We start from the raw sequence: 16,430 nt of genomic DNA, 5'->3' as shown, positions 1-16,430 counted from the left end.
GCTGAACGCGAATATACTCCGTACACCAACCATTTTGAAGTGCTTCGTGGGAGGATGGATGTTTACCCTGGTTCGGTAGAGTGCTCGTGGACTTTCGGGAACGGCTGTTTCAATGACCGTGCCAATGGCCCCCATGGCCACCCCAGTAGCCGCCAATGCCGATGCCGAGGCTCACGGAGGGCGCGACGTAATACCCGGGGGCATAGCCATAGGCGGGCGCTGGCTCATAACCGTAGCCAGAGCTGGGCGGCGGCGGGGCGACGACGCAGCCCGCCAGGCCGACTGCCACGATGATTGCAAAGAGTAGTCTGGTCATGATCGTTTTCCTCCAATGATTGAGGAGACGCAAGATTCAGTCCAGCCGTCTTCTGCCACCACGTCGACAGTGTCGTCCTCGGCAATGGCACCCAGAAACTCAGCGTCAGCGATGCACGTCGTTAATCACGGATGACCTCGCGCAGCACATGACGCGTGTCGAGCTGTTCGGACAGGCACTCGCTGACCCATTCGCTCATCTGCTGGAAAGAGGGATCGTTGGCCATTTCTTCGCCGAACTCGCGCAGCAACAGCAGGTCGACCACGGCACGAAAGAACTGCCGCTCGTCGTCGACACCTGCCGCGCGTAACGTGTCGATCCGCGTTCGAATCGCATCAGGCAGACCTTCGGCAGTCGGCGGCGGTCCGCCAGGCTGCATGGAAGATGCCCCCTTGCGGCCGGAGGCGGTCCGGTCGCCCCGCTGCTCCTTTTCGGCGAGTTGTTGCCGTAGCACCTGCATTGCCTGATTGAGCGTCGAAATGGGGTCCATGGCGCGGCCGCGAATCAGTGACGGGTCTGATTGTTCTGATAGCCCGACAGCAGCAGATGGTCGTGTTGCGCCGCGGAGCCTTCTTTCGCCTGATCCGCAGGCTCGGCCTCGGCAGTCAATGTCGCGATCAGCGCGCGGACATAGGCGTTGATCAACGGATACTGCTGATTGAGCTCCATGCCGAGATTGAGCTTGTCGAGCGCGTCATCGAACTGATCGTCGGCAAACCTCAGCAGCCCATCTTTGAGCACGCGCAGTGCGTCGTACTCAGCCAGGCGATCGAGTGGCAACCAGCTTCGCGACGCCTGCGCGACGAGCCCGTTTTGCAGTTCGAGAAGCCCCAGCATGAAGCGGGCGACGTGAAGATCCGGCACGAGCGTCAACGCCTGAACGAAATCAGTACGCGCTTCGCCGTGTCGACCCTGGTTGGCGTACACCGAGCCGCGCAGGAACCACAGGCGTGCATCGAGCGGCCAGCCAGCGAGCGTCTCGTTCAGCACATCGAGCGCATGTTCATCGGTGCCCTGCATCGCGGAGAGGACGGACGACATGACGCCATCGTTGCAGTGCGTAGGAGAATCGTATTCATGAGTCATAGTTCTAGCCAGTGATATGCAGATGCTGGGTATTGCCGAGAAGGTTGCGCAGATCGAGCAGCGCACCGCGATGCAACTGTGAGATGCGGCCCTTGGTTACGCCGAAAATGTCGGCGATTTGCTCGAATCCCAGTCCATGAAAATAATGGTAGCGAATAATCTTCTGCTCGCGCGTGGATAATCGTGCGACGGCCGAATGCAGTTGCTCCGTTGTCTGCCTCCAGGCGATGATTTGATAAGCGGTTGCATACGGCGCGGCCTGTGCGGCGGATTCCTCGACGATGCCGGTATCGTCGAGCATGAAGCCGATCGCGAGGCCCGCGGCGAGCGTCGCGAGAGCCTGGAACGTATCGGACTGCTTGCTCGCGCGAGCGGGCGCTTCTAGTGATGCAACACGCTCGCGCCGTATCCGTTTGCGCAGCGCGATTTGTTCCTGCGCATCGCTCAGGCGCTGTACGCCGGTCAAAACGTTGCCTCTGAGGCGTGGGGTGCAGAAGGTGCGAAACGACACGCCGCGCCCGGATTCGAAGCGGTCGATTGCTTCGAGCAGACCGACGCAGGCAAGTTGCAGAAAGTCCTTGAACTCGACGTCGTCGCGGTGCCGGCCTGCGTATAGTTGCGCCGCGAGCGCCTGTGCGTAGGGCAGAAAGTGCGCGAATACGGCTTCGCGCGCTTGCGGACCGCTTTCGTCGCGTAGCGCTGCCCATAGGCTCTCCTCCACTGCGGACGCCGCGGCGCCACCGTGGGTCTCGTCGGCATTCGCATACTCCGCCGGCAAGTTCATTTGAAGCTACCCAGCACGCCGCGCAACACGAGGCTCCAGCCGTCCACCAGCACGAACATCAGCACTTTGAGCGGCAATGAGATCGTTGCGGGCGGCACCATCAGCATACCGAGCGACAGCAGCACGCTCGACACGACGAGGTCGATCAGCAGGAACGGCAGCAGGATCACGAAGCCGATCTGAAACGCAACGCGTAATTCGTTGAGGATGAACGCGGGCGTCAACTGCACCAGGCTGACGTCGGCCGGCGTCTGCGGCAGTGCCTGTTGCGACATCTCGTACATCAGCCTTAGCTCATCCTCGCGCACCTGGCGCAGCATGAAATCGCGAATCGGCGCGGTACTGCTGTCGAGAGCGTGAGCGAGGTCGATCTGGCCGTGCATGAATGGCTGCAGCGCGTCGTGATTGATCACCTGCAGCGTCGGCAGCATGGCGAATGCCGTCAGGAACAGCGCGAGGCTGATCAGCACGGGTGTCGGCGGCGTTTCCGGCATGCCAAACGCGTGCCGGATCATCGCCAGCACGATCACGATGCGGATGAATGCCGTCATCGACACGATCAGTGCAGGGGCGACACTGAGTAGCGTGAGCAGCGTCGCAATGCGTACCGCTTCAGATACGCCCTTACTGTCCGCGATGACTCCGGATGCGGAACCGGAGAGCGACAGCATGCCTGCGTCACCGCTGTGCGCGATTGGCGCGATGGGCGCAGCGTCGACGAATCCGGCATACAGGCAGAAGACTCCTGGCAGCAGCGCGATCAGCCAGCGCCACGCGTGAAACCGACTTCGTTGCATCATGCTTCGCGCGCTCCGTCAGGTCGATCGCGCGCGTCCAGCAGTTTGACACCGGTTGTATCCGAGGCGAGCAGGACGACGCGGCTATCGTATTCGATCAGATGAAGCGTCGTGCGCGGGCCCAGACGCAGCGATGCGGCTGCGGTGATCCGCGGCGTGAGGCTCGACGACGAACCGCACGCGCCGACCCGATGGCTTCGCCGCAAAAGCAGAATCGCAACGATACCAAGCGCGATGCAACACACGAGCGTGATCCCGACGCGCATGACGTCGACCCCCGCGAGTGCGAGGCCGGTTGCCGATAACGCATGTTGGCCTGCGGTCGCGTCGCTTGCGCCTTGCAGCCATGAGGCCGGGGTTGAAACGGTCATGGGTGCGTCGAGATTTCAGTGATTCGAATGCCGAACTGCTCACCAAGCGCGACGATCTCGGCGCGCGCAACGCGCTTGTCATTGAGCAACACGTCGACGGCATCGCCGAGATGACGATCGAGTTCGACCACAGCGCCGGATTGCAGCGCCAGCAGTTCCTTGATCGACATCTCGGCTGAGCCGAGGCGGATATCGACGGTGACCTTCACTTCTTCGAGCAGCGCCAGCTGCGGGCGTGTCGTGTTGCGGTCGTCGAAGACGGGTTCTTGTTCGGGAAGATCGACACGCATGACGAGCGGTCGGGTGGGTGGGGTACTCAGAGTCATGGGGTATCGGGCCCAGCTATCGAAGTCAGTTGAATGGATAATTTGCCGCCGTGTTGTCCAGGCGTGCCGGCGGCGATGGGGGTGAGTCGTCCGCAATCGGACTGCGCCACCAGCAACGGGATCGGCTCGGAAATCGTCTGGTCGAGTCGGATGACGTCGCCAACGGCGAGCGTGGCCAGTTGCGGCACGCTCAGTTCGCACTGCCCGAGCATCGCCCAGAGCGATACGCGGCTCGATTCGACGGCCGTGGTGCGACGCGTGGTGGCCGGTGAGTTCGCTCCATGAACCGTCGGCTTGCTGACGGGCAAACACGACCACAGCGCCGGCGCGCCGCAGACGAGCGTCAAGACGGTCTCGCCGCTCGTGTTCCGTATTCGGAAGCAGGCGCCGCCAAAACGAAGACGCGGTGTATCGGCGTTTCCTGTCGTACGGACGCGGGCAGCGGACTGTTGCCCAGGAGATAACGCCGCACCGATCGCATCGAGCAGTTCGTCGACAAGCTGCTTGCCGACGTCCGCGAGCAGGGGCGCGCGAGCGTCGTCGGTCAGGGCGAACGTCTTCGGCAGATCGAGCGTCTCGTTGACCAGCATGACGATCTGCCGAGGCTCGGTGAATAGCCAGACGTTGTCGCCGATTGACCACGACTCGCATTGGCCCGAAGGCGGCGCGCTGTCGAACGGATCGAGCAAGTCCACGGCTTCGACAGTGAGCTCGGGCGCGGCCAGCCACGCCTGCCGCCACGGATCGATTGCGCGCGCAAACCACGCCGCGCCGGCTGCGAGATCGCGCGCGCCGAGCGGCCGCCAGCGGATTGGCACGACGCTCATCCCTGACCTCGCATCTGGAACAGCTGCATGATCATTTCGTTGGCGGTACTGATAACCTGCGACGACGCCTGGAAGCCGCGCTGAATCAGGATCAGTTGACCAAACTCCGTCGATAGATCGACGTTCGACGCCTCGGTCGCGCCCGCGAGCAGTTGCCCAACGCCCGCGCCATTGCTGGTGCGATATTGCGGCGGCGACGCGTGCGACGCATCGAATAGACCATTCCCCTGTTGCACCAGTTGCTGCGGATTCGCAAAGCTCGCGAGCGCGATCGTGCCGAGCTCATCGGTTTGTCCGTTCGAGTATTGCAGCACCAGTCGTCCATCGACGTCGACGTTCATCGACGACAACGTACCGGTCCCGTAGCCGTCCTTGTCCGACACACGCAGGCTCGAGAAGCTGCCGGCGGAGAAGCCGGTGACGCCGGTCGAGAAATCGAGTGTGACGGTGAGCGGCGGCGCGTCGGCGGAAGTCAGCGTGAAGTCGATCCGGTCGCGTCCGGGCTCGGGAATACCACCGTTGAACTGCAGCGTGCCCTGCTGGACCGGTATGTTGTTTTCGTCGGAGACGGTCACCTGCCAGCGCCCGGGAACGATGCTCGAATCGGGCGCGAACGCGATTGTCAGCGTGTGCTTGCCGCCGTTCGCGTCAAAGACGTCAACGTCCGGAATCGAGAAGCTGGTCGAACCCGTCGACAGATTGTCGGAAAACCTGATCACCGTCGTCGCCTGCGGTGGGCTGATCTGTTTGCCGGCGAGCGAAATCGGACCGAGGCTGCCCGATGCGGTCAAGGCCGCGAGTTTCAATCCCGTCGCCTTGTCCTCGATAAAGCCGTCGTTGCCGACCGCGAACTGACCGGTGCGGGCGTAACGTGCGGTGTCACCATCGAGCAGCGTCAGAAAGCCCTTGCCCTGAATTGCAAGATCGAGCTGGCCGTTACTCACGCGCAGATCACCCTGCGCGAAATTCAACGACGAGTAACCGTACTCGACGCCGCTGCCGAATTGCGTCGTGTTCATCGCGCCTGGTTCGCCCCGCGCAAACTGCTGGCCGTAATACAGATCGGCGAACCCCGGCGTCGAGGTCTTGAAGCCCGCGGTGTTCAGGTTCGCGACGTTATTGCTGATGGTTTGCAGGCCCTTCGCGTACGCCGTCAACCCGCTCATGCCGATGTAAATGCTTTCCAGCATGGAAACTCTCCTTTAAGAACCACTCGTCTGGCGCACTGCGACGATCTGCGAAATATTGGCGTTCGTCAGAAATTCGCCGCTCTCGGTTTCGATCGTCAATTGCGGCTGAGAATCCTTGAACGACACGCTCTTCACGATGCCGCTCAGCAGCGCCGTGTCGGTCTGCACGTCGACGTTGTGGCCGAGCAGGCCGAGCGTCTGCGTGGCTGACTGGACCGACAGCAGGTCGTCGATCTTGTCCGTGATCTGGCGTGTCTGTTCGAGCGACGTGAACTGCGCGAGCTGCGACACGAACTCGAAGTTGTCGACCGGCTTTAGCGGGTCCTGATAGGTGAGCTGCGTCAGGATGATCTGCAGCAGCGATTGCATGTCGAGACCGATCGAATCGATGCGGTTGCCGACGTCGCTGCTCGAGCTGATCGGATTAGTGGCCATGAGCGATGCCTTGCGATGTAGTCGGAAAGTGTTCGACGCCGTTGACGACGACTCGCACGGCGCGCGGTACGGCGCGGCGCAGCTCGTCGAGGGCGCGCTGGGCGCGGGCGTCGGGTTCGTCCGCGTTCGTGATCGCATGGTTGATGCGTAATGCGATCGACACGCCGGCTTCGCCGGTCATCACGGTAAGACGATAGGGCGTTGGCGCGCTCCCGGCGCTGGCGCCGCTCTCGGTATTAGCGGCCTTAGCGGCTCGTGAGGCGATCGATGCGGCGGACGAAGTGATACGAGCGGCCCTGTACGGTACGGCCTGTTCGCGCGACAGTGCGTCGTGAACAGTGCTGCCCGATGCTGAGAAAGACGAACTGGCGACCGTGACCGGCGACCCGGTGACGTGCCCGGCGTGAGCGCCATCGTGGTCAGGGAGCGCAGGCTCGGTGTCGCGCGCATGCGATTCGGCATCGATGCGAGCGGATCTCGCCGATGCACAGCCGCGCGGCTCGCTCGCATGGTCAACGGATCTATCGCGAGCATAGGAGCGGGCGTCGAATGCCGGCGCGTTGTCATAACGTTCCGCTGGCGTGCGTCGCTGTCGTGCGGGCGTAGGATCTTCGTTCAACGCGCCGGCCTTCGCGCCCGACCACATGACTTTCTCCATCACCCGCAATACCTGATCGAACGCCGCATGCCTGGCATCGGGCTTGGGCGAACTTGCTGTGGACATCGGCGCATTGCGCCACGTTGGAAATACGGTGAGCTTCATTGGCGCTCCTCCCGCGACAGATACATGTCCTCGATCCGGCTCGCACGCTGCTCGTCGCGCTGAAGTTCGAATTGCCGCTCGACCCTGGCGGCCACGCCGCAAGCGTGCTCGGTTTGCTGTTCGTGGCGCGCCAGCACTGCGCGCTGTCGTTCGACACGGCTTGCGGCATCGCGTGTGTCCTGTTGCGCGTGCAGATGGGCGGCGCGAGCCGAGGCGAGCGCGCCTGCCCAATTGGCCGCGAGCGCAGGCGACAAGCCGTCCGGCGCCTGCAACGCGTCGCGCCATTGCGCGACATGGGCGTCGAGGCTCGCACAAAGCGATTGTTCGCGTGCGTGGCTGCGCTGATGGAGTTGAATGACTCGCACGGTATCCAGGCGCGCGCGTTCCAGTTGCAGTCGACGCAAGTCGGCGATCTCTCGTGCCGTTTCAAACTGGCGGCGTTTTTTCATGAATGACTCGTCATGCAACTTCCCGAAGCAAAGCAGCGAGCGCGTTGATGGTCGTCGCGCGCGGCGTCGTCGCATCAGGGGCCTGACGCAGAAAATCGATTAGCGCGGCGCGCTGTTGCAGCGCGCGATCGAGCGCCGGGTTGCTGCCTGGCGCGTAAAGCCCCGATTCGACGAGCGTGCGCGACGCTTCGTACGCTGCAAGCTGCGCGACGGCTTCGGCGGCGAGCCGCCGTTCGTTGGGCTCAGCGACGTACTGCATCACGCGGCTAATGCTTCTCGGCACCTGAATCGCCGGGTAGTGACCCTGTTCGGCGAGTTCGCGCGTCAACACGATATGGCCGTCCAGCAGCGCGCGCATCGTCTCGGCCATCGGATCGTCGATGTCGTCGGTCTCGGTGAGCACGGTCATCAGCGCGGTGATCGCGCCACTGTTCCTGATTGCGCCGCACCGCTCGACGATTTTCGGCAGCGCGGCGAACACGCCCGGTGTGTACGCGCGAACGGTCGGCGGCTCGCCGGCGGCGAGGCCGATCTCGCGCAGCGCGAGCGCATAGCGCGTGACCGAATCGAGAAGCAGCAGCACGTGCGCGCCCTGCGCACGAAAATACTCGGCGAGCGACAGCGCCACCTGCACGCTGCGGGCGCGCATCATGGCAGGCTGGTCGGAGGTTGCGACCACCATCGTGGAGCGGGCGCGCGCGCTGTCGGACAGCGCACGCTGCCAGAACTCCTCCGCTTCGCGGCCCCGCTCGCCGACGAGGCACAGCACGCAGACGTCGGCTTCGACGTGGCGCGCGAGGCTCGCGAGCAGGGTCGTTTTGCCGACGCCGCTGCCCGCAAAAATGCCCACGCGCTGGCCGACGCCAAGCGTTAGCAGGCCGTCGAGCGCGCGAATGCCGGTCTCCAGCGGCTCGACCGGCGAGAGGCGATCGAGCGGCGGCGTGCAGACGCCGGCGAGCGGCCATGAGGCGTCGTTCGCGGGAAGCGGTGCACCGCCGTCGAGCGGCCGGCCCAGGGGATCGACGACGCGTCCGAGCCAGCGTGGCCCAACGGGGATCGTTGCTCCCACTCGCATCGCGCACACCGGGTCGCCAACGCAGATCCCTGCCGTCGACGTGTACGGCGCCAGCGTGACGCGGCCCACCTCGACCTTGACGACTTCCGCCTCGCATTGCTGCGGACCCGGCGCGCCGAGTGAGCAGCGCGAGCCGAGCGGCACGCCGGGTCCGTCCGCTTCGACGAACGTCGGCATTACGCGCGTGATCGCGCCGACCCGGGTCGCCGGATCGACCTGACGCATTGCGGCAAGATAGCGGTGGAGCGAGGGACGGTCAGTCATCGGCGCGAAGTTCGTCGAGCGTGCGATTGAAATGCGAGAGCTGCCGCGGCAGGCTCACGTCGAGGCGGCCGAGTGTCAGATCGATCAGGCACGCGCCGGCAGCCAATTGCGGATCGGCGTCGACCGTCAGTGCGGTATCGCGCGTGAGCGTGGCGAATGCGTCGCGCAGCGCATCGGCGTCAGCAAAGTCCTTCGCGGACACGCGCACGCCGATCGCCGAGCCCGCCGCGATCTGCGCGAGATGATGGCGCGCGGTTTGCACGACGAGCGCCGCACACGCAGTGGTGTCGCCGAGGGTTTTCCGCAGCGCGGCTTGTGCCACATCGAGCGCGAGGCTTTCGACTGCTTGCAGGCGGTCGCGCAACGCAGCGAGCGCCGCGTCGATACCGGCGACGAGTGCTTCGATCCGCTGCACGTGATCGAGCTTGACGCGCGCTACCCCCTTTTCGATGCCTTCTTCGATGCCTCGCTGATAGGCGGCGCGTTCCCGTTCCTCGAAGTCGAGGATTTGCTCGGCATGCGTTTGCGCGAGTTCCGCCAGTTCGCGTCTGAGTTCGTCGATCTGTGCGTCGGTTTGGAAAGCGTGCTGAACTTGCACCGGCACGTGTTCGGACGGCTCGGCGGCTACGGCAACCAGCGTGGCTCGACCGAGCGTCTTGCGTCCGCTGCCCAGCGTGACCTGCGCGGCTTTCAGCAGCAGACTCATGCGGACCGCCCCATCCAGCGGCGAAGCTTCTGGCGGAGCCGCAATGGTTCGACCTGCGGCGGCTTGCCGTCATCATCAGAGATATCGCCGAGTTGCGCGCTGGCTGTGAGCGCCGCGGCCTGCAACGCCGAACGCGCGCGCTCCGTGATGTCATATGCACGACCATGTGGCGCGAGCATTGCGCGGCGCTCGGGCGGCAACGCAGCGATCACGGCCTCGCGGGTCGGTGCGTTCACGCAAGACATCAACCGGCAAAGCAGTTCATGCGGCAAGGTCTCGGCGAAACGCGCAAGCCGTGATGCGGAGAGTCGCGCGTCTTCAGGCGAATGGCCGTCGCTGGCAATCGCAACGCGGTCATCTGTCGCCGGGGCCGTCATCGCCGCCACCAGATTTCCGGGTGCGACGCGCGCCGCGTCAGCGAGCAGCGGTCGCAAGCGCGCGCGCTCGTCGTGCGAGAGCGCGCTCCAGATCGCCTCGATATCGTCGATCGCAAGCCTGCTCAGATCGGCAACCGCGCGCCTCAGACGGCGTTCGCGCGATGCGTCGCGCTCAGGCGTGGCCATGCTGCTCTCCTTCTTCGGCGAGCAGCGCACGCAAGCGCAGCACGTAGGCTTCGCGCTGATGCAGACTCAAAGCACGTGACGACGAGCGACGGGAAGCACGACGCCGGCGCATCGCGAGCAACGCACCAATGATGCCGACGAGCAACAGGGCAGAGCAAACGCCGGCGGTCGGATGACTGGCCATCCATTGCGCGAGGTGTTGGACCACAGCCTCCACGCGCCGTGCGTCGGCGTCGCGTGCAGCGGACTTTGCGACGGCCAATGCGACGGGTTCGGATGCGTCGCGAATCGTGGCGCCGGCCTCCAGATCCGCGCTCGCATCGGGCTCGACTGGTGCCGCAACGCCGGCGTTCGCGGGCGTCGTTTGCGCAACCGCACTCGTCGCTACGTCGCCGGAGTGACGCACATAGATAGACAGCACATCACCGCGCGCCGCGTCGAAACCGATCGACGCGCCCAGCATCGCGTTTATGCGTGTCATATCGTCTTGCGGCAAGGCATGGTCGAGGACGATGCCGACTGATAGCCGGCGGATCGAACCGGGTTCCGACACGATCTGCTCGAGACTGCGATCGGTCTTTGTCCCCTCCACGGAGGGCATTGCGGGCAGCGGTGGCGTGCCAGCGGGCGGCAACGCATTTGCGTTTTTCGTTGACGGTAGCGGCGGCGTGGCGCTGGCCGCGCCGTCGGCGTTGACGATGGGCCGGGTGACACCCGACTCGCGCGTCGTGCGCGTCTGCGCGAAGTCAAGCGCCGCGTCGACGCTGACGCTCACATGACCGTCGCCGACCAGCGGCGCAATCTGCGTAAGGATCTTACGTTCGTAGCGTTGCTCGATCGCCTGCTTCAACGTGAAATGCGGGTCGTCGGTCAGCGCGTTTTCGCCGGCTTTCGTGCCCGCGACGCTGCCGCGTTGATCGAGCACAGTGACGTCGTTGGCGGACAGCTCGGGCACCGCGGCGGCCACGAGCCGCTGGATGCCGCGCACCGTTTCGGGAGCGAGCGCCTGGCCGTCGCGCATGAACAGCGCGACCGAGGCCTTGGGCCGCGCCGCATCGCGCCGGAACAGCGACGACTCGGGCAGCGTCAGATGCACGCGCGCGAGGTCGATCTCGTCGAGCGTCATGATCGTGCGCGCGAGTTCGCCTTGCAACGCGCGCTGATAGTTGACCTTCTGCGCGAACTCGGTGAGGCCGAGATCTGAGTTATTGAACAGCTCGAAGCCGACCGCGCCGTGCAGGCGCAGATCGCTGCTCATCAGCTTCAGACGCAGTGCGCGCGTATCGCCGGCGGGCACCAGAATCGCGGAGGTCTCGTCGTCGATCCGGTAGGGTACCTTCTGTTTGTCGAGTTCGGCCACGAGCGCGGACGCGTCCTGCGGCTTCAGATCGCGGAACAGGACCTGATAGCCGGGCCGTGACAGGAAGAACGCGGCTGCCATCGCGCCGCATAGCAGCAGTGATAGCGCGCCGACCATCAAGAATTGCCGCTCGCGCGGCGCATCGGCAAAAAACGACTTGAAGCGGGACATGCTGGCTTCCATTTCAGAGTTGCATCCGCATCAGTTCCTGGTAGCCCTCGACGAGGCGCGAGCGGATCTGCAACGCGAATTGCAGCGATATGCGGGCCTGTTCGAGCGCCATCATCACTTGATGCGGCGGCAGGTCCGCGCCGAGCGCGAAGTCGGCAATCGCTGCATTGGCGGTGCTGACCTGCGTGTCGACCGATTGCAGGCCATCGACGAGTAGAGCGCCGAAGCCGGGTTGAGTGGTCGCGCCGAGGCCTTGCTCCACTTGCGGCGCGAGCGACGGCGCCAGGCCGGTTTGCCACGTCGGCGCGAGAAAGCCCGGTTCGAGCGCGGAGATGACGGCGATGCTCATCAGTGGCTCCCCATTTCGAGGGCACGCATATACATCGAGCGTGCCGCGTTGAACATCACCGTGTTGGCTTCGTACACGCGCAACGTCTGCACCATGAGCGCCATCTCGCCGGCATGATCGAGACCGGCGTAGGACACGAAGCCTTTCGCGTCCGCGTGCGGATGCGACGGGTCGTAGACGAGGCGCGGCGGCGCGTCGACCGTCTCGATGCCATACGTCTGCACGCCCCCGAGCCCATGCGTGGTGGGAAGTCCCGCGGCGCCGTGCGCACCGGGCGTGCCGCCGTTGCCGAGCAGACCGGGGAAGTCCCCTGCGGCCAGGCGCGGCCCCGACACGAGCCGCAGCGGCTGATAAGACGCGCCGCTTGCCGTGCGCGTCGTGCCCGCATTGGCCAGGTTCTGCGCAATGACTTCCATGCGTTGGCGCTCGACGTCGAGTCCGGAGCGCGCAATCGCGAAGATGGAATCGGTCATCGGTTCAGCCTCCGCCTATCGCGAGTTTCTCGATCTGCATCGTGCGATCGAGCATACCGGCCAGCATCGCGTAGCGTGCCGAGGTTTCAGATGCCGTAGCAATTTCGTCGTCGATTCGCACGGTATTCGAGGCGAGCGGCAGCGGCGCGTCGATGCGGGGCGCGACACCCGCGACACGCGCGAGCACGCTGGCCGGCGTGTCGCCGGGGTGCAACGCGGCGGCGTCGCGCAAGGCATCCTCGAACGACACCCGCAGCGGCGTGAAATTCGCCGAGCCGGCGTTGGCCACGTTCTGCGCGGTGGCCGTTTGCCGTGCGAACAGCCCGTCGAGGGCCTTGCCGGCGATGGCGGCGACGAGATTGATCGTCATAGCGGTTCCTCCTGTTATTGAACGATGATGTCGGCGTGCAACGCGCCCGCCGCCTTGATGGCTTCGAGAATCGCGATCACGTCGCGGGTGCTGACACGACTGCGCGAGAGCGCTTGCACGAGTTCGCCGACCGAGCCGTAGGGGAACGTTGCGGCGACGGTCTGGCCGGGTTCGTCGACGGAAAGATCGCTGTTGCCGATCACGAGGCTGCGCACGCCGCGGTCCGCAATGCCGATCTGCTCGGGTTGCGATGCCGAGTATTCGGTCGTGACCGTCACGCGAATGTCGCCGTGCGAAATCGTGATCGGCGAGATGTGCGTGTCGCCGCCGGCGACCACGGTGCCCGTGCGTTCGTTGATGACGACACGTGAGCCCTGATCGGGCACGACGCCGAGCGTCTCCACGCGCGCTACGAAACTGTTGAGCGCGCTGCCTTCACCGGGCGCGCGGATCTGGACGGTTTCCGCGTCGAGCGAGCGCGCGCTGCTGGCGCCGAACGCCTGGTTGATACGCTGTGCGATGCGCTCTGCCGTGGTCGCATCCGCATTGCGCAGGACGAAGTTCAGATAGCCGTCCCGCGTGACGAGCTCGGCGCGCACCGGTACTTCGACGATCGCACCTTGCGGCACGGTACCGACCGTCGGATGATTTTTCTGGCGCAGATTGCCGTTGGCGTCGAAGCGGTAGCCGCCGACCGTTATCGGTCCTTGCGCGAGTGCGTACGTCTTGCGGTCGGGGCCGCGCAGCGGCGTCATGATCAGCGTGCCGCCCGACAGGCTGCGTGCATCGCCCATCGACGTGACGTTGATGTCGATCCGGTCGCCGATGTTGGCGGTCGGCGGCAGCGAGGCCGTAATCATGACCATGGCGACGTTGCGGCTCTGGATCTGGTCCTGGGTCAGATTCAGATCGAACTGCGACATCATGTTCACCATGGCCTGGCGCGTGGCCTGATTGCGCGGCGTGTCGCCCGAGCCCGCGAGACCCGACACGATTCCGTAGCCGACGAGCACGTTGTCGCGCCAGCCGAGAAAGCGTCCGAGGTCTTTGAGGCGCACTTCATTTGCCGCGTGCGCTGGACCGCTGCCCGCGGCCATCGCGCATACGAGCAGCAGTACGGCCTGGATGACCCGCATCGTGCGAGAAGAGAGCCGCATTACCATAAGCCCAACCATGCGAGAAAGCGGGGAATGAGGCCGGGTCTCGACCGATCGGTGATGAAGCCTTCGCCGACGTAGTCGATCTTCGCGTCCGCGAGGCGGTTCGACTGCACTGTGTTGTTCGCGGCGATGTCGACCGGACGCACGCGGCCTTGCAGATGGATGCGCGTCTTTTCGCCGTTGACGTCGATCGCCTGTTCGCCGGCGACGATCAGGTCACCATTCGGCTCAGTCGCCTCCACACGCGCGCTGATCTGCGCGAGCAAACGGCCCGTGCGCTGGATCTGTCCGCGTCCGCCGTAGTTATCGCCGAGGCCGATCTGCGCAGCATTGCTGCCGGCCCACATCGTCGACACGTTGCCCTGCACAGCCACGTTCGTTTTGGTCGACGTGTCCGCAGTATTGCTCGCGGTCGAGTTCTCATAGACGAGGATCGTGACGATGTCGCCCGGGCGCGAGGCGCGGCGGTCCGAGGTCAGCGACTGGTAGGCGTCGCTGTGGAAGAGGTCGGCGGCGTGGGTGGGCGTGAGCGCGCACCAGGCGATGCCTATCGTTGCCAGCGTTGAACGGATCTTGGGTTGCATGACTGAGTTACTTCGACAGCGAGGTGGTAGCAGGAATGGCCACGATGTCGTGATCGCCTGTCGCGATCATGGTTACGCGGCCACTCGCGCTGTCCGTTAATGCGATGCCGGTTCGCCAGACGGTGACGGCACCCGTTCGTACGACGGCCACAATGCGTTCGCCGCGAATGACCTGGGCGAGACGTTGTGAGGGGATGCCGGTTATCACGTCGCCGGGCACGAGGTTTTGAGTCGCACGCGCGACGCGCGCTTTGTCGTCGTAGTGAACGCCGCGCATGACTAGCTTCTGCGGGCACGCGATACCGCGCACGCTATCGAACGTGATTGCATCTCCTTTCGAGAGATCACGAAGTAGTTCGACGCAGCGTGCCGCCGGCACAGACCGGACTTCGCGCGCTGGATCAGGCGTAGCGCGAACAGGTCGGCTGATGATGACGGCCGGTTGTCCGTCCTGCGTCGCAAGCCACGGCGTGAGAGCCGGAATCTGCCGTCGGGCCGCTTCGGTCAGACGCCGCGGCTCGATGGCAACACTCGCATCCGCTTCGCGTAACCTTGCGACGACGAGATCGGCCGCCTGCTTTTGCAAGGCGACAGGCAAAGCGCTCACCTCCGCGACATCGCCGAATCGCACTATGCTGCTGTCGAAGTCGGCGACGTTTCGGAATGTCAGCGTTGTACTGGACGCGTGAACCGCCGCGCTCGCCGCCATGCAGGCAAGCGCGATGGCTAACGGGTCGAGCCGGCGAAAACGGATAGGCGACATGAGATCGGGCACGCCTGGATCGAACACGGGGCGGCCTTATCTGATCGTGAGTGCGAAGCCGGCGACGACCTCACTGAACGGAAAGGTCGACCAGTTGGTGTAGTTCAGTACTCCACCAATTTCCTCGCCTTTGGGGCCGTAGAACCGGCCGCTGATCCGTCCGGTTGATGGATAGCCGTCGTTCGATTTGAGATCGCACGAGAACGCGTTGTTGACCACATCGATGTCGGCGTCGCAGGTGAACAGAGGCGGTGACATTTCGGCTTCCGCCACGCTCCAGTCATTTGCCACTGAGATCTTGGTCACCTTCGGCACCTGAAAAGAGATCTTCCTCGCGTCCATATCGGCCACGCCCTGAATAACAGCCCCGGCGAGCGGATAGCTCGGCGAGCCTACCCAGTCGGTCTGATAGCGCAACTTGCCGACCAACGCTCCGGCATACGTGCGCGAGTGAATCTGGCCAAAGTCTTCCGGGCGAGTCTGGCTGCCAAATGCGAATCCGCCCGAGGTGACCCAATAGTCGGTGACGTAGATAGCGGTTCGGCTCGCCTCCCAGGCGCCGGCCGCGACATAACCGCTACCGTTCTGTCCGCGTACGAGCGCGAACCTCAACGGATTGCCGGATGAGATGTCGTAGTTGATGCCGAGGATCCGCTTCTGACTATTTATCAGGGAAACCACGAGTTCGTCGAATGACGGCGCGGTCGGTGCACCGTCGACGCTGGCCGTGGCCGACATGCTTGCGCCGATCTGCGAAAGATAGCCGCCGGTGACCGACGATTTGGAAACGAGCCGCAGTTTGATATCCCCGGAAACCGGGTTCGTAATCGAATCGATCACAGCAACAGGGTCTGGCGGGAAGGTATAGCTGAGCTTCGAACGAGCGTTCATCGCGACGCTTTGCACGCCTTCGATGGACCCGAGAGGGAGGTCGGCGATCTTCACGTAGCCCGGCGTCGGCGGCCCGACTTCGGCGTCGGGCGGGGGCGTCGCGCCTGCGTTGTCGGGCGGTGAGGTTGGCTCGCCGGGTAGCGTCTCCGCAGACGTTTTCGGGGCGGACGCGTCGACGCTGCCCGAATCGCGATCGGGATTCGACGCCGCGTTTTGTTCGCTGGCGTTGGACGAACTCGCATTGTCCGAGTTACCTCCGCCCCCGCAGCCGATGAGAGTGAGCGTGCAACACGCTGCGAGCAGCGTTTTTTTGAACGTAAATTGCATGGTGTGTTTTTGGGTTCGTCTCACTGTTGA

General features: G+C 64.3%; 23 protein-coding genes. 1 reads left to right on the top strand and 22 read right to left on the bottom strand.

The window, feature by feature from the left end; genetic code table 11:
• Positions 1-109 precede the first annotated feature (109 nt).
• From OKW37_RS37140 to OKW37_RS37090, 11 genes are all read right to left on the bottom strand, one after another.
• A complete protein-coding gene (locus OKW37_RS37140; protein ID WP_184058998.1) occupies positions 110-316 on the bottom strand; it encodes a hypothetical protein in 207 nt (68 codons plus the stop codon).
• Between the two features lie 121 nt (positions 317-437).
• Complete coding sequence (locus OKW37_RS37135; protein WP_187613022.1) at positions 438-806, bottom strand: hypothetical protein; 369 nt, start codon at positions 804-806, stop codon at positions 438-440.
• A 14-nt stretch (positions 807-820) separates the two neighbouring features.
• Complete coding sequence (locus OKW37_RS37130; protein WP_429402311.1) at positions 821-1,357, bottom strand: tetratricopeptide repeat protein; 537 nt, start codon at positions 1,355-1,357, stop codon at positions 821-823.
• A gap of 49 nt (positions 1,358-1,406) precedes the next feature.
• The gene (locus OKW37_RS37125; protein WP_429402312.1) at positions 1,407-2,186 is read right to left on the bottom strand and encodes a sigma-70 family RNA polymerase sigma factor; all 780 of its coding nucleotides are present in this window, start codon (positions 2,184-2,186) and stop codon (positions 1,407-1,409) included.
• Positions 2,183-2,986 carry a flagellar type III secretion system pore protein FliP gene (gene fliP, locus OKW37_RS37120; RefSeq protein WP_429402313.1) on the bottom strand — a complete coding sequence of 268 codons (804 nt, stop codon included), beginning with the start codon at positions 2,984-2,986 and terminating at the stop codon, positions 2,183-2,185. The genes OKW37_RS37125 and fliP overlap by 4 nt, the downstream gene beginning before the upstream one ends.
• The gene (locus tag OKW37_RS37115) at positions 2,983-3,354 is read right to left on the bottom strand and encodes a flagellar biosynthetic protein FliO (RefSeq protein ID WP_429402314.1); all 372 of its coding nucleotides are present in this window, start codon (positions 3,352-3,354) and stop codon (positions 2,983-2,985) included. Before OKW37_RS37115 ends, fliP begins: the two co-directional genes overlap by 4 nt.
• Entirely contained in the window at positions 3,351-3,644 is a 294-nt protein-coding gene (gene fliN / locus OKW37_RS37110) for a flagellar motor switch protein FliN (RefSeq protein ID WP_429510096.1), read from the bottom strand. The genes OKW37_RS37115 and fliN overlap by 4 nt, the downstream gene beginning before the upstream one ends.
• 32 nt (positions 3,645-3,676) lie before the next feature.
• Positions 3,677-4,507, bottom strand: a complete 831-nt coding sequence (locus tag OKW37_RS37105) for a FliM/FliN family flagellar motor switch protein (RefSeq protein ID WP_429402316.1) — start codon at positions 4,505-4,507, stop codon at positions 3,677-3,679.
• Positions 4,504-5,697, bottom strand: coding sequence for a flagellar hook protein FlgE (locus OKW37_RS37100; protein WP_184011961.1), 1,194 nt, complete (start codon positions 5,695-5,697; stop codon positions 4,504-4,506). Before OKW37_RS37100 ends, OKW37_RS37105 begins: the two co-directional genes overlap by 4 nt.
• A 12-nt stretch (positions 5,698-5,709) precedes the next feature.
• Positions 5,710-6,132 carry a flagellar hook assembly protein FlgD gene (locus OKW37_RS37095; RefSeq protein WP_429402317.1) on the bottom strand — a complete coding sequence of 141 codons (423 nt, stop codon included), beginning with the start codon at positions 6,130-6,132 and terminating at the stop codon, positions 5,710-5,712.
• The gene (locus OKW37_RS37090; protein WP_429402318.1) at positions 6,122-6,895 is read right to left on the bottom strand and encodes a hypothetical protein; all 774 of its coding nucleotides are present in this window, start codon (positions 6,893-6,895) and stop codon (positions 6,122-6,124) included. Before OKW37_RS37090 ends, OKW37_RS37095 begins: the two co-directional genes overlap by 11 nt.
• Between OKW37_RS37090 and OKW37_RS37085 the strand changes: the two genes are divergently transcribed.
• The gene (locus tag OKW37_RS37085) at positions 6,895-7,350 is read left to right on the top strand and encodes a hypothetical protein (protein ID WP_429402319.1); all 456 of its coding nucleotides are present in this window, start codon (positions 6,895-6,897) and stop codon (positions 7,348-7,350) included. The two genes, OKW37_RS37090 and OKW37_RS37085, sit on opposite strands and share 1 nt — an antisense overlap.
• A gap of 4 nt (positions 7,351-7,354) precedes the next feature.
• Here the strand turns inward: OKW37_RS37085 and OKW37_RS37080 are convergent, their stop codons facing one another.
• The 11 genes from OKW37_RS37080 to OKW37_RS37030 form a co-directional block, all read right to left on the bottom strand.
• Positions 7,355-8,683 carry a FliI/YscN family ATPase gene (locus OKW37_RS37080; protein WP_429402320.1) on the bottom strand — a complete coding sequence of 443 codons (1,329 nt, stop codon included), beginning with the start codon at positions 8,681-8,683 and terminating at the stop codon, positions 7,355-7,357.
• Positions 8,676-9,389 (bottom strand): FliH/SctL family protein, encoded by a 714-nt coding sequence (locus tag OKW37_RS37075; RefSeq protein WP_429402321.1) that lies wholly within the window; start codon positions 9,387-9,389, stop codon positions 8,676-8,678. The genes OKW37_RS37080 and OKW37_RS37075 overlap by 8 nt, the downstream gene beginning before the upstream one ends.
• Positions 9,386-9,952, bottom strand: a complete 567-nt coding sequence (locus tag OKW37_RS37070) for a hypothetical protein (protein WP_429402322.1) — start codon at positions 9,950-9,952, stop codon at positions 9,386-9,388. Before OKW37_RS37070 ends, OKW37_RS37075 begins: the two co-directional genes overlap by 4 nt.
• Complete coding sequence (gene fliF, locus OKW37_RS37065) at positions 9,939-11,483, bottom strand: flagellar basal-body MS-ring/collar protein FliF (protein ID WP_429402323.1); 1,545 nt, start codon at positions 11,481-11,483, stop codon at positions 9,939-9,941. Before fliF ends, OKW37_RS37070 begins: the two co-directional genes overlap by 14 nt.
• Before the next feature lie 13 nt (positions 11,484-11,496).
• Complete coding sequence (gene fliE, locus OKW37_RS37060) at positions 11,497-11,832, bottom strand: flagellar hook-basal body complex protein FliE (protein WP_184058971.1); 336 nt, start codon at positions 11,830-11,832, stop codon at positions 11,497-11,499.
• Positions 11,832-12,305: a flagellar basal body rod protein FlgC gene (gene flgC / locus OKW37_RS37055; protein ID WP_429402324.1), complete on the bottom strand. Its 474-nt coding sequence runs from the start codon at positions 12,303-12,305 to the stop codon at positions 11,832-11,834. Before flgC ends, fliE begins: the two co-directional genes overlap by 1 nt.
• A 4-nt stretch (positions 12,306-12,309) precedes the next feature.
• Entirely contained in the window at positions 12,310-12,675 is a 366-nt protein-coding gene (locus tag OKW37_RS37050; RefSeq protein ID WP_184058966.1) for a flagellar basal body rod protein FlgB, read from the bottom strand.
• A 14-nt stretch (positions 12,676-12,689) separates the two neighbouring features.
• Positions 12,690-13,832, bottom strand: a complete 1,143-nt coding sequence (locus OKW37_RS37045) for a flagellar basal body P-ring protein FlgI (RefSeq protein ID WP_429402325.1) — start codon at positions 13,830-13,832, stop codon at positions 12,690-12,692.
• Complete coding sequence (locus OKW37_RS37040; protein WP_184058964.1) at positions 13,832-14,419, bottom strand: flagellar basal body L-ring protein FlgH; 588 nt, start codon at positions 14,417-14,419, stop codon at positions 13,832-13,834. Before OKW37_RS37040 ends, OKW37_RS37045 begins: the two co-directional genes overlap by 1 nt.
• Before the next feature lie 7 nt (positions 14,420-14,426).
• The gene (locus OKW37_RS37035; protein WP_429402326.1) at positions 14,427-14,696 is read right to left on the bottom strand and encodes a hypothetical protein; all 270 of its coding nucleotides are present in this window, start codon (positions 14,694-14,696) and stop codon (positions 14,427-14,429) included.
• Positions 14,697-15,218: 522 nt separating this feature from the next.
• Positions 15,219-16,400 carry a transferrin-binding protein-like solute binding protein gene (locus OKW37_RS37030; protein WP_429354695.1) on the bottom strand — a complete coding sequence of 394 codons (1,182 nt, stop codon included), beginning with the start codon at positions 16,398-16,400 and terminating at the stop codon, positions 15,219-15,221.
• Positions 16,401-16,430 lie beyond the last annotated feature (30 nt).

It is taken from the genome of Paraburkholderia sp. MM5482-R2 (assembly GCF_050436125.1).
In the GTDB taxonomy this organism is placed as follows: Bacteria; Pseudomonadota; Gammaproteobacteria; order Burkholderiales; family Burkholderiaceae; genus Paraburkholderia; species Paraburkholderia tuberum.
The sequence above is the reverse complement of the archived record's forward strand: the minus strand, read 5'-3'. Positions and strand labels throughout refer to the sequence as shown.

Bases quoted from the DNA above. Each gene is read 5' to 3' on its own strand.
- OKW37_RS37100 (WP_184011961.1), bottom strand. From the start codon at position 5,697: ATGCTGGAAAGCATTTACATCGGCATGAGCGGGTTGACGGCGTACGCG.
- OKW37_RS37050 (WP_184058966.1), bottom strand. From the start codon at position 12,675: ATGACGATCAATCTCGTCGCCGCCATCGCCGGCAAGGCCCTCGACGGG.
- fliP (WP_429402313.1), bottom strand. From the start codon at position 2,986: ATGATGCAACGAAGTCGGTTTCACGCGTGGCGCTGGCTGATCGCGCTG.
- OKW37_RS37140 (WP_184058998.1), bottom strand. From the start codon at position 316: ATGACCAGACTACTCTTTGCAATCATCGTGGCAGTCGGCCTGGCGGGC.
- OKW37_RS37070 (WP_429402322.1), bottom strand. From the start codon at position 9,952: ATGGCCACGCCTGAGCGCGACGCATCGCGCGAACGCCGTCTGAGGCGC.
- OKW37_RS37130 (WP_429402311.1), bottom strand. From the start codon at position 1,357: ATGTCGTCCGTCCTCTCCGCGATGCAGGGCACCGATGAACATGCGCTC.
- fliF (WP_429402323.1), bottom strand. From the start codon at position 11,483: ATGTCCCGCTTCAAGTCGTTTTTTGCCGATGCGCCGCGCGAGCGGCAA.
- OKW37_RS37115 (WP_429402314.1), bottom strand. From the start codon at position 3,354: ATGACCGTTTCAACCCCGGCCTCATGGCTGCAAGGCGCAAGCGACGCG.
- OKW37_RS37125 (WP_429402312.1), bottom strand. From the start codon at position 2,186: ATGAACTTGCCGGCGGAGTATGCGAATGCCGACGAGACCCACGGTGGC.
- fliN (WP_429510096.1), bottom strand. From the start codon at position 3,644: ATGCGTGTCGATCTTCCCGAACAAGAACCCGTCTTCGACGACCGCAAC.
- OKW37_RS37105 (WP_429402316.1), bottom strand. From the start codon at position 4,507: ATGAGCGTCGTGCCAATCCGCTGGCGGCCGCTCGGCGCGCGCGATCTC.
- OKW37_RS37135 (WP_187613022.1), bottom strand. From the start codon at position 806: ATGGACCCCATTTCGACGCTCAATCAGGCAATGCAGGTGCTACGGCAA.
- OKW37_RS37090 (WP_429402318.1), bottom strand. From the start codon at position 6,895: ATGAAGCTCACCGTATTTCCAACGTGGCGCAATGCGCCGATGTCCACA.
- fliE (WP_184058971.1), bottom strand. From the start codon at position 11,832: ATGAGCATCGCCGTCATCTCCGCGCTCGAACCGGGCTTTCTCGCGCCG.
- OKW37_RS37035 (WP_429402326.1), bottom strand. From the start codon at position 14,696: ATGCGCGGCGTTCACTACGACGACAAAGCGCGCGTCGCGCGTGCGACT.
- OKW37_RS37030 (WP_429354695.1), bottom strand. From the start codon at position 16,400: ATGCAATTTACGTTCAAAAAAACGCTGCTCGCAGCGTGTTGCACGCTC.
- OKW37_RS37045 (WP_429402325.1), bottom strand. From the start codon at position 13,832: ATGCGGCTCTCTTCTCGCACGATGCGGGTCATCCAGGCCGTACTGCTG.
- OKW37_RS37040 (WP_184058964.1), bottom strand. From the start codon at position 14,419: ATGCAACCCAAGATCCGTTCAACGCTGGCAACGATAGGCATCGCCTGG.
- OKW37_RS37080 (WP_429402320.1), bottom strand. From the start codon at position 8,683: ATGACTGACCGTCCCTCGCTCCACCGCTATCTTGCCGCAATGCGTCAG.
- OKW37_RS37075 (WP_429402321.1), bottom strand. From the start codon at position 9,389: ATGAGTCTGCTGCTGAAAGCCGCGCAGGTCACGCTGGGCAGCGGACGC.
- flgC (WP_429402324.1), bottom strand. From the start codon at position 12,305: ATGACCGATTCCATCTTCGCGATTGCGCGCTCCGGACTCGACGTCGAG.
- OKW37_RS37095 (WP_429402317.1), bottom strand. From the start codon at position 6,132: ATGGCCACTAATCCGATCAGCTCGAGCAGCGACGTCGGCAACCGCATC.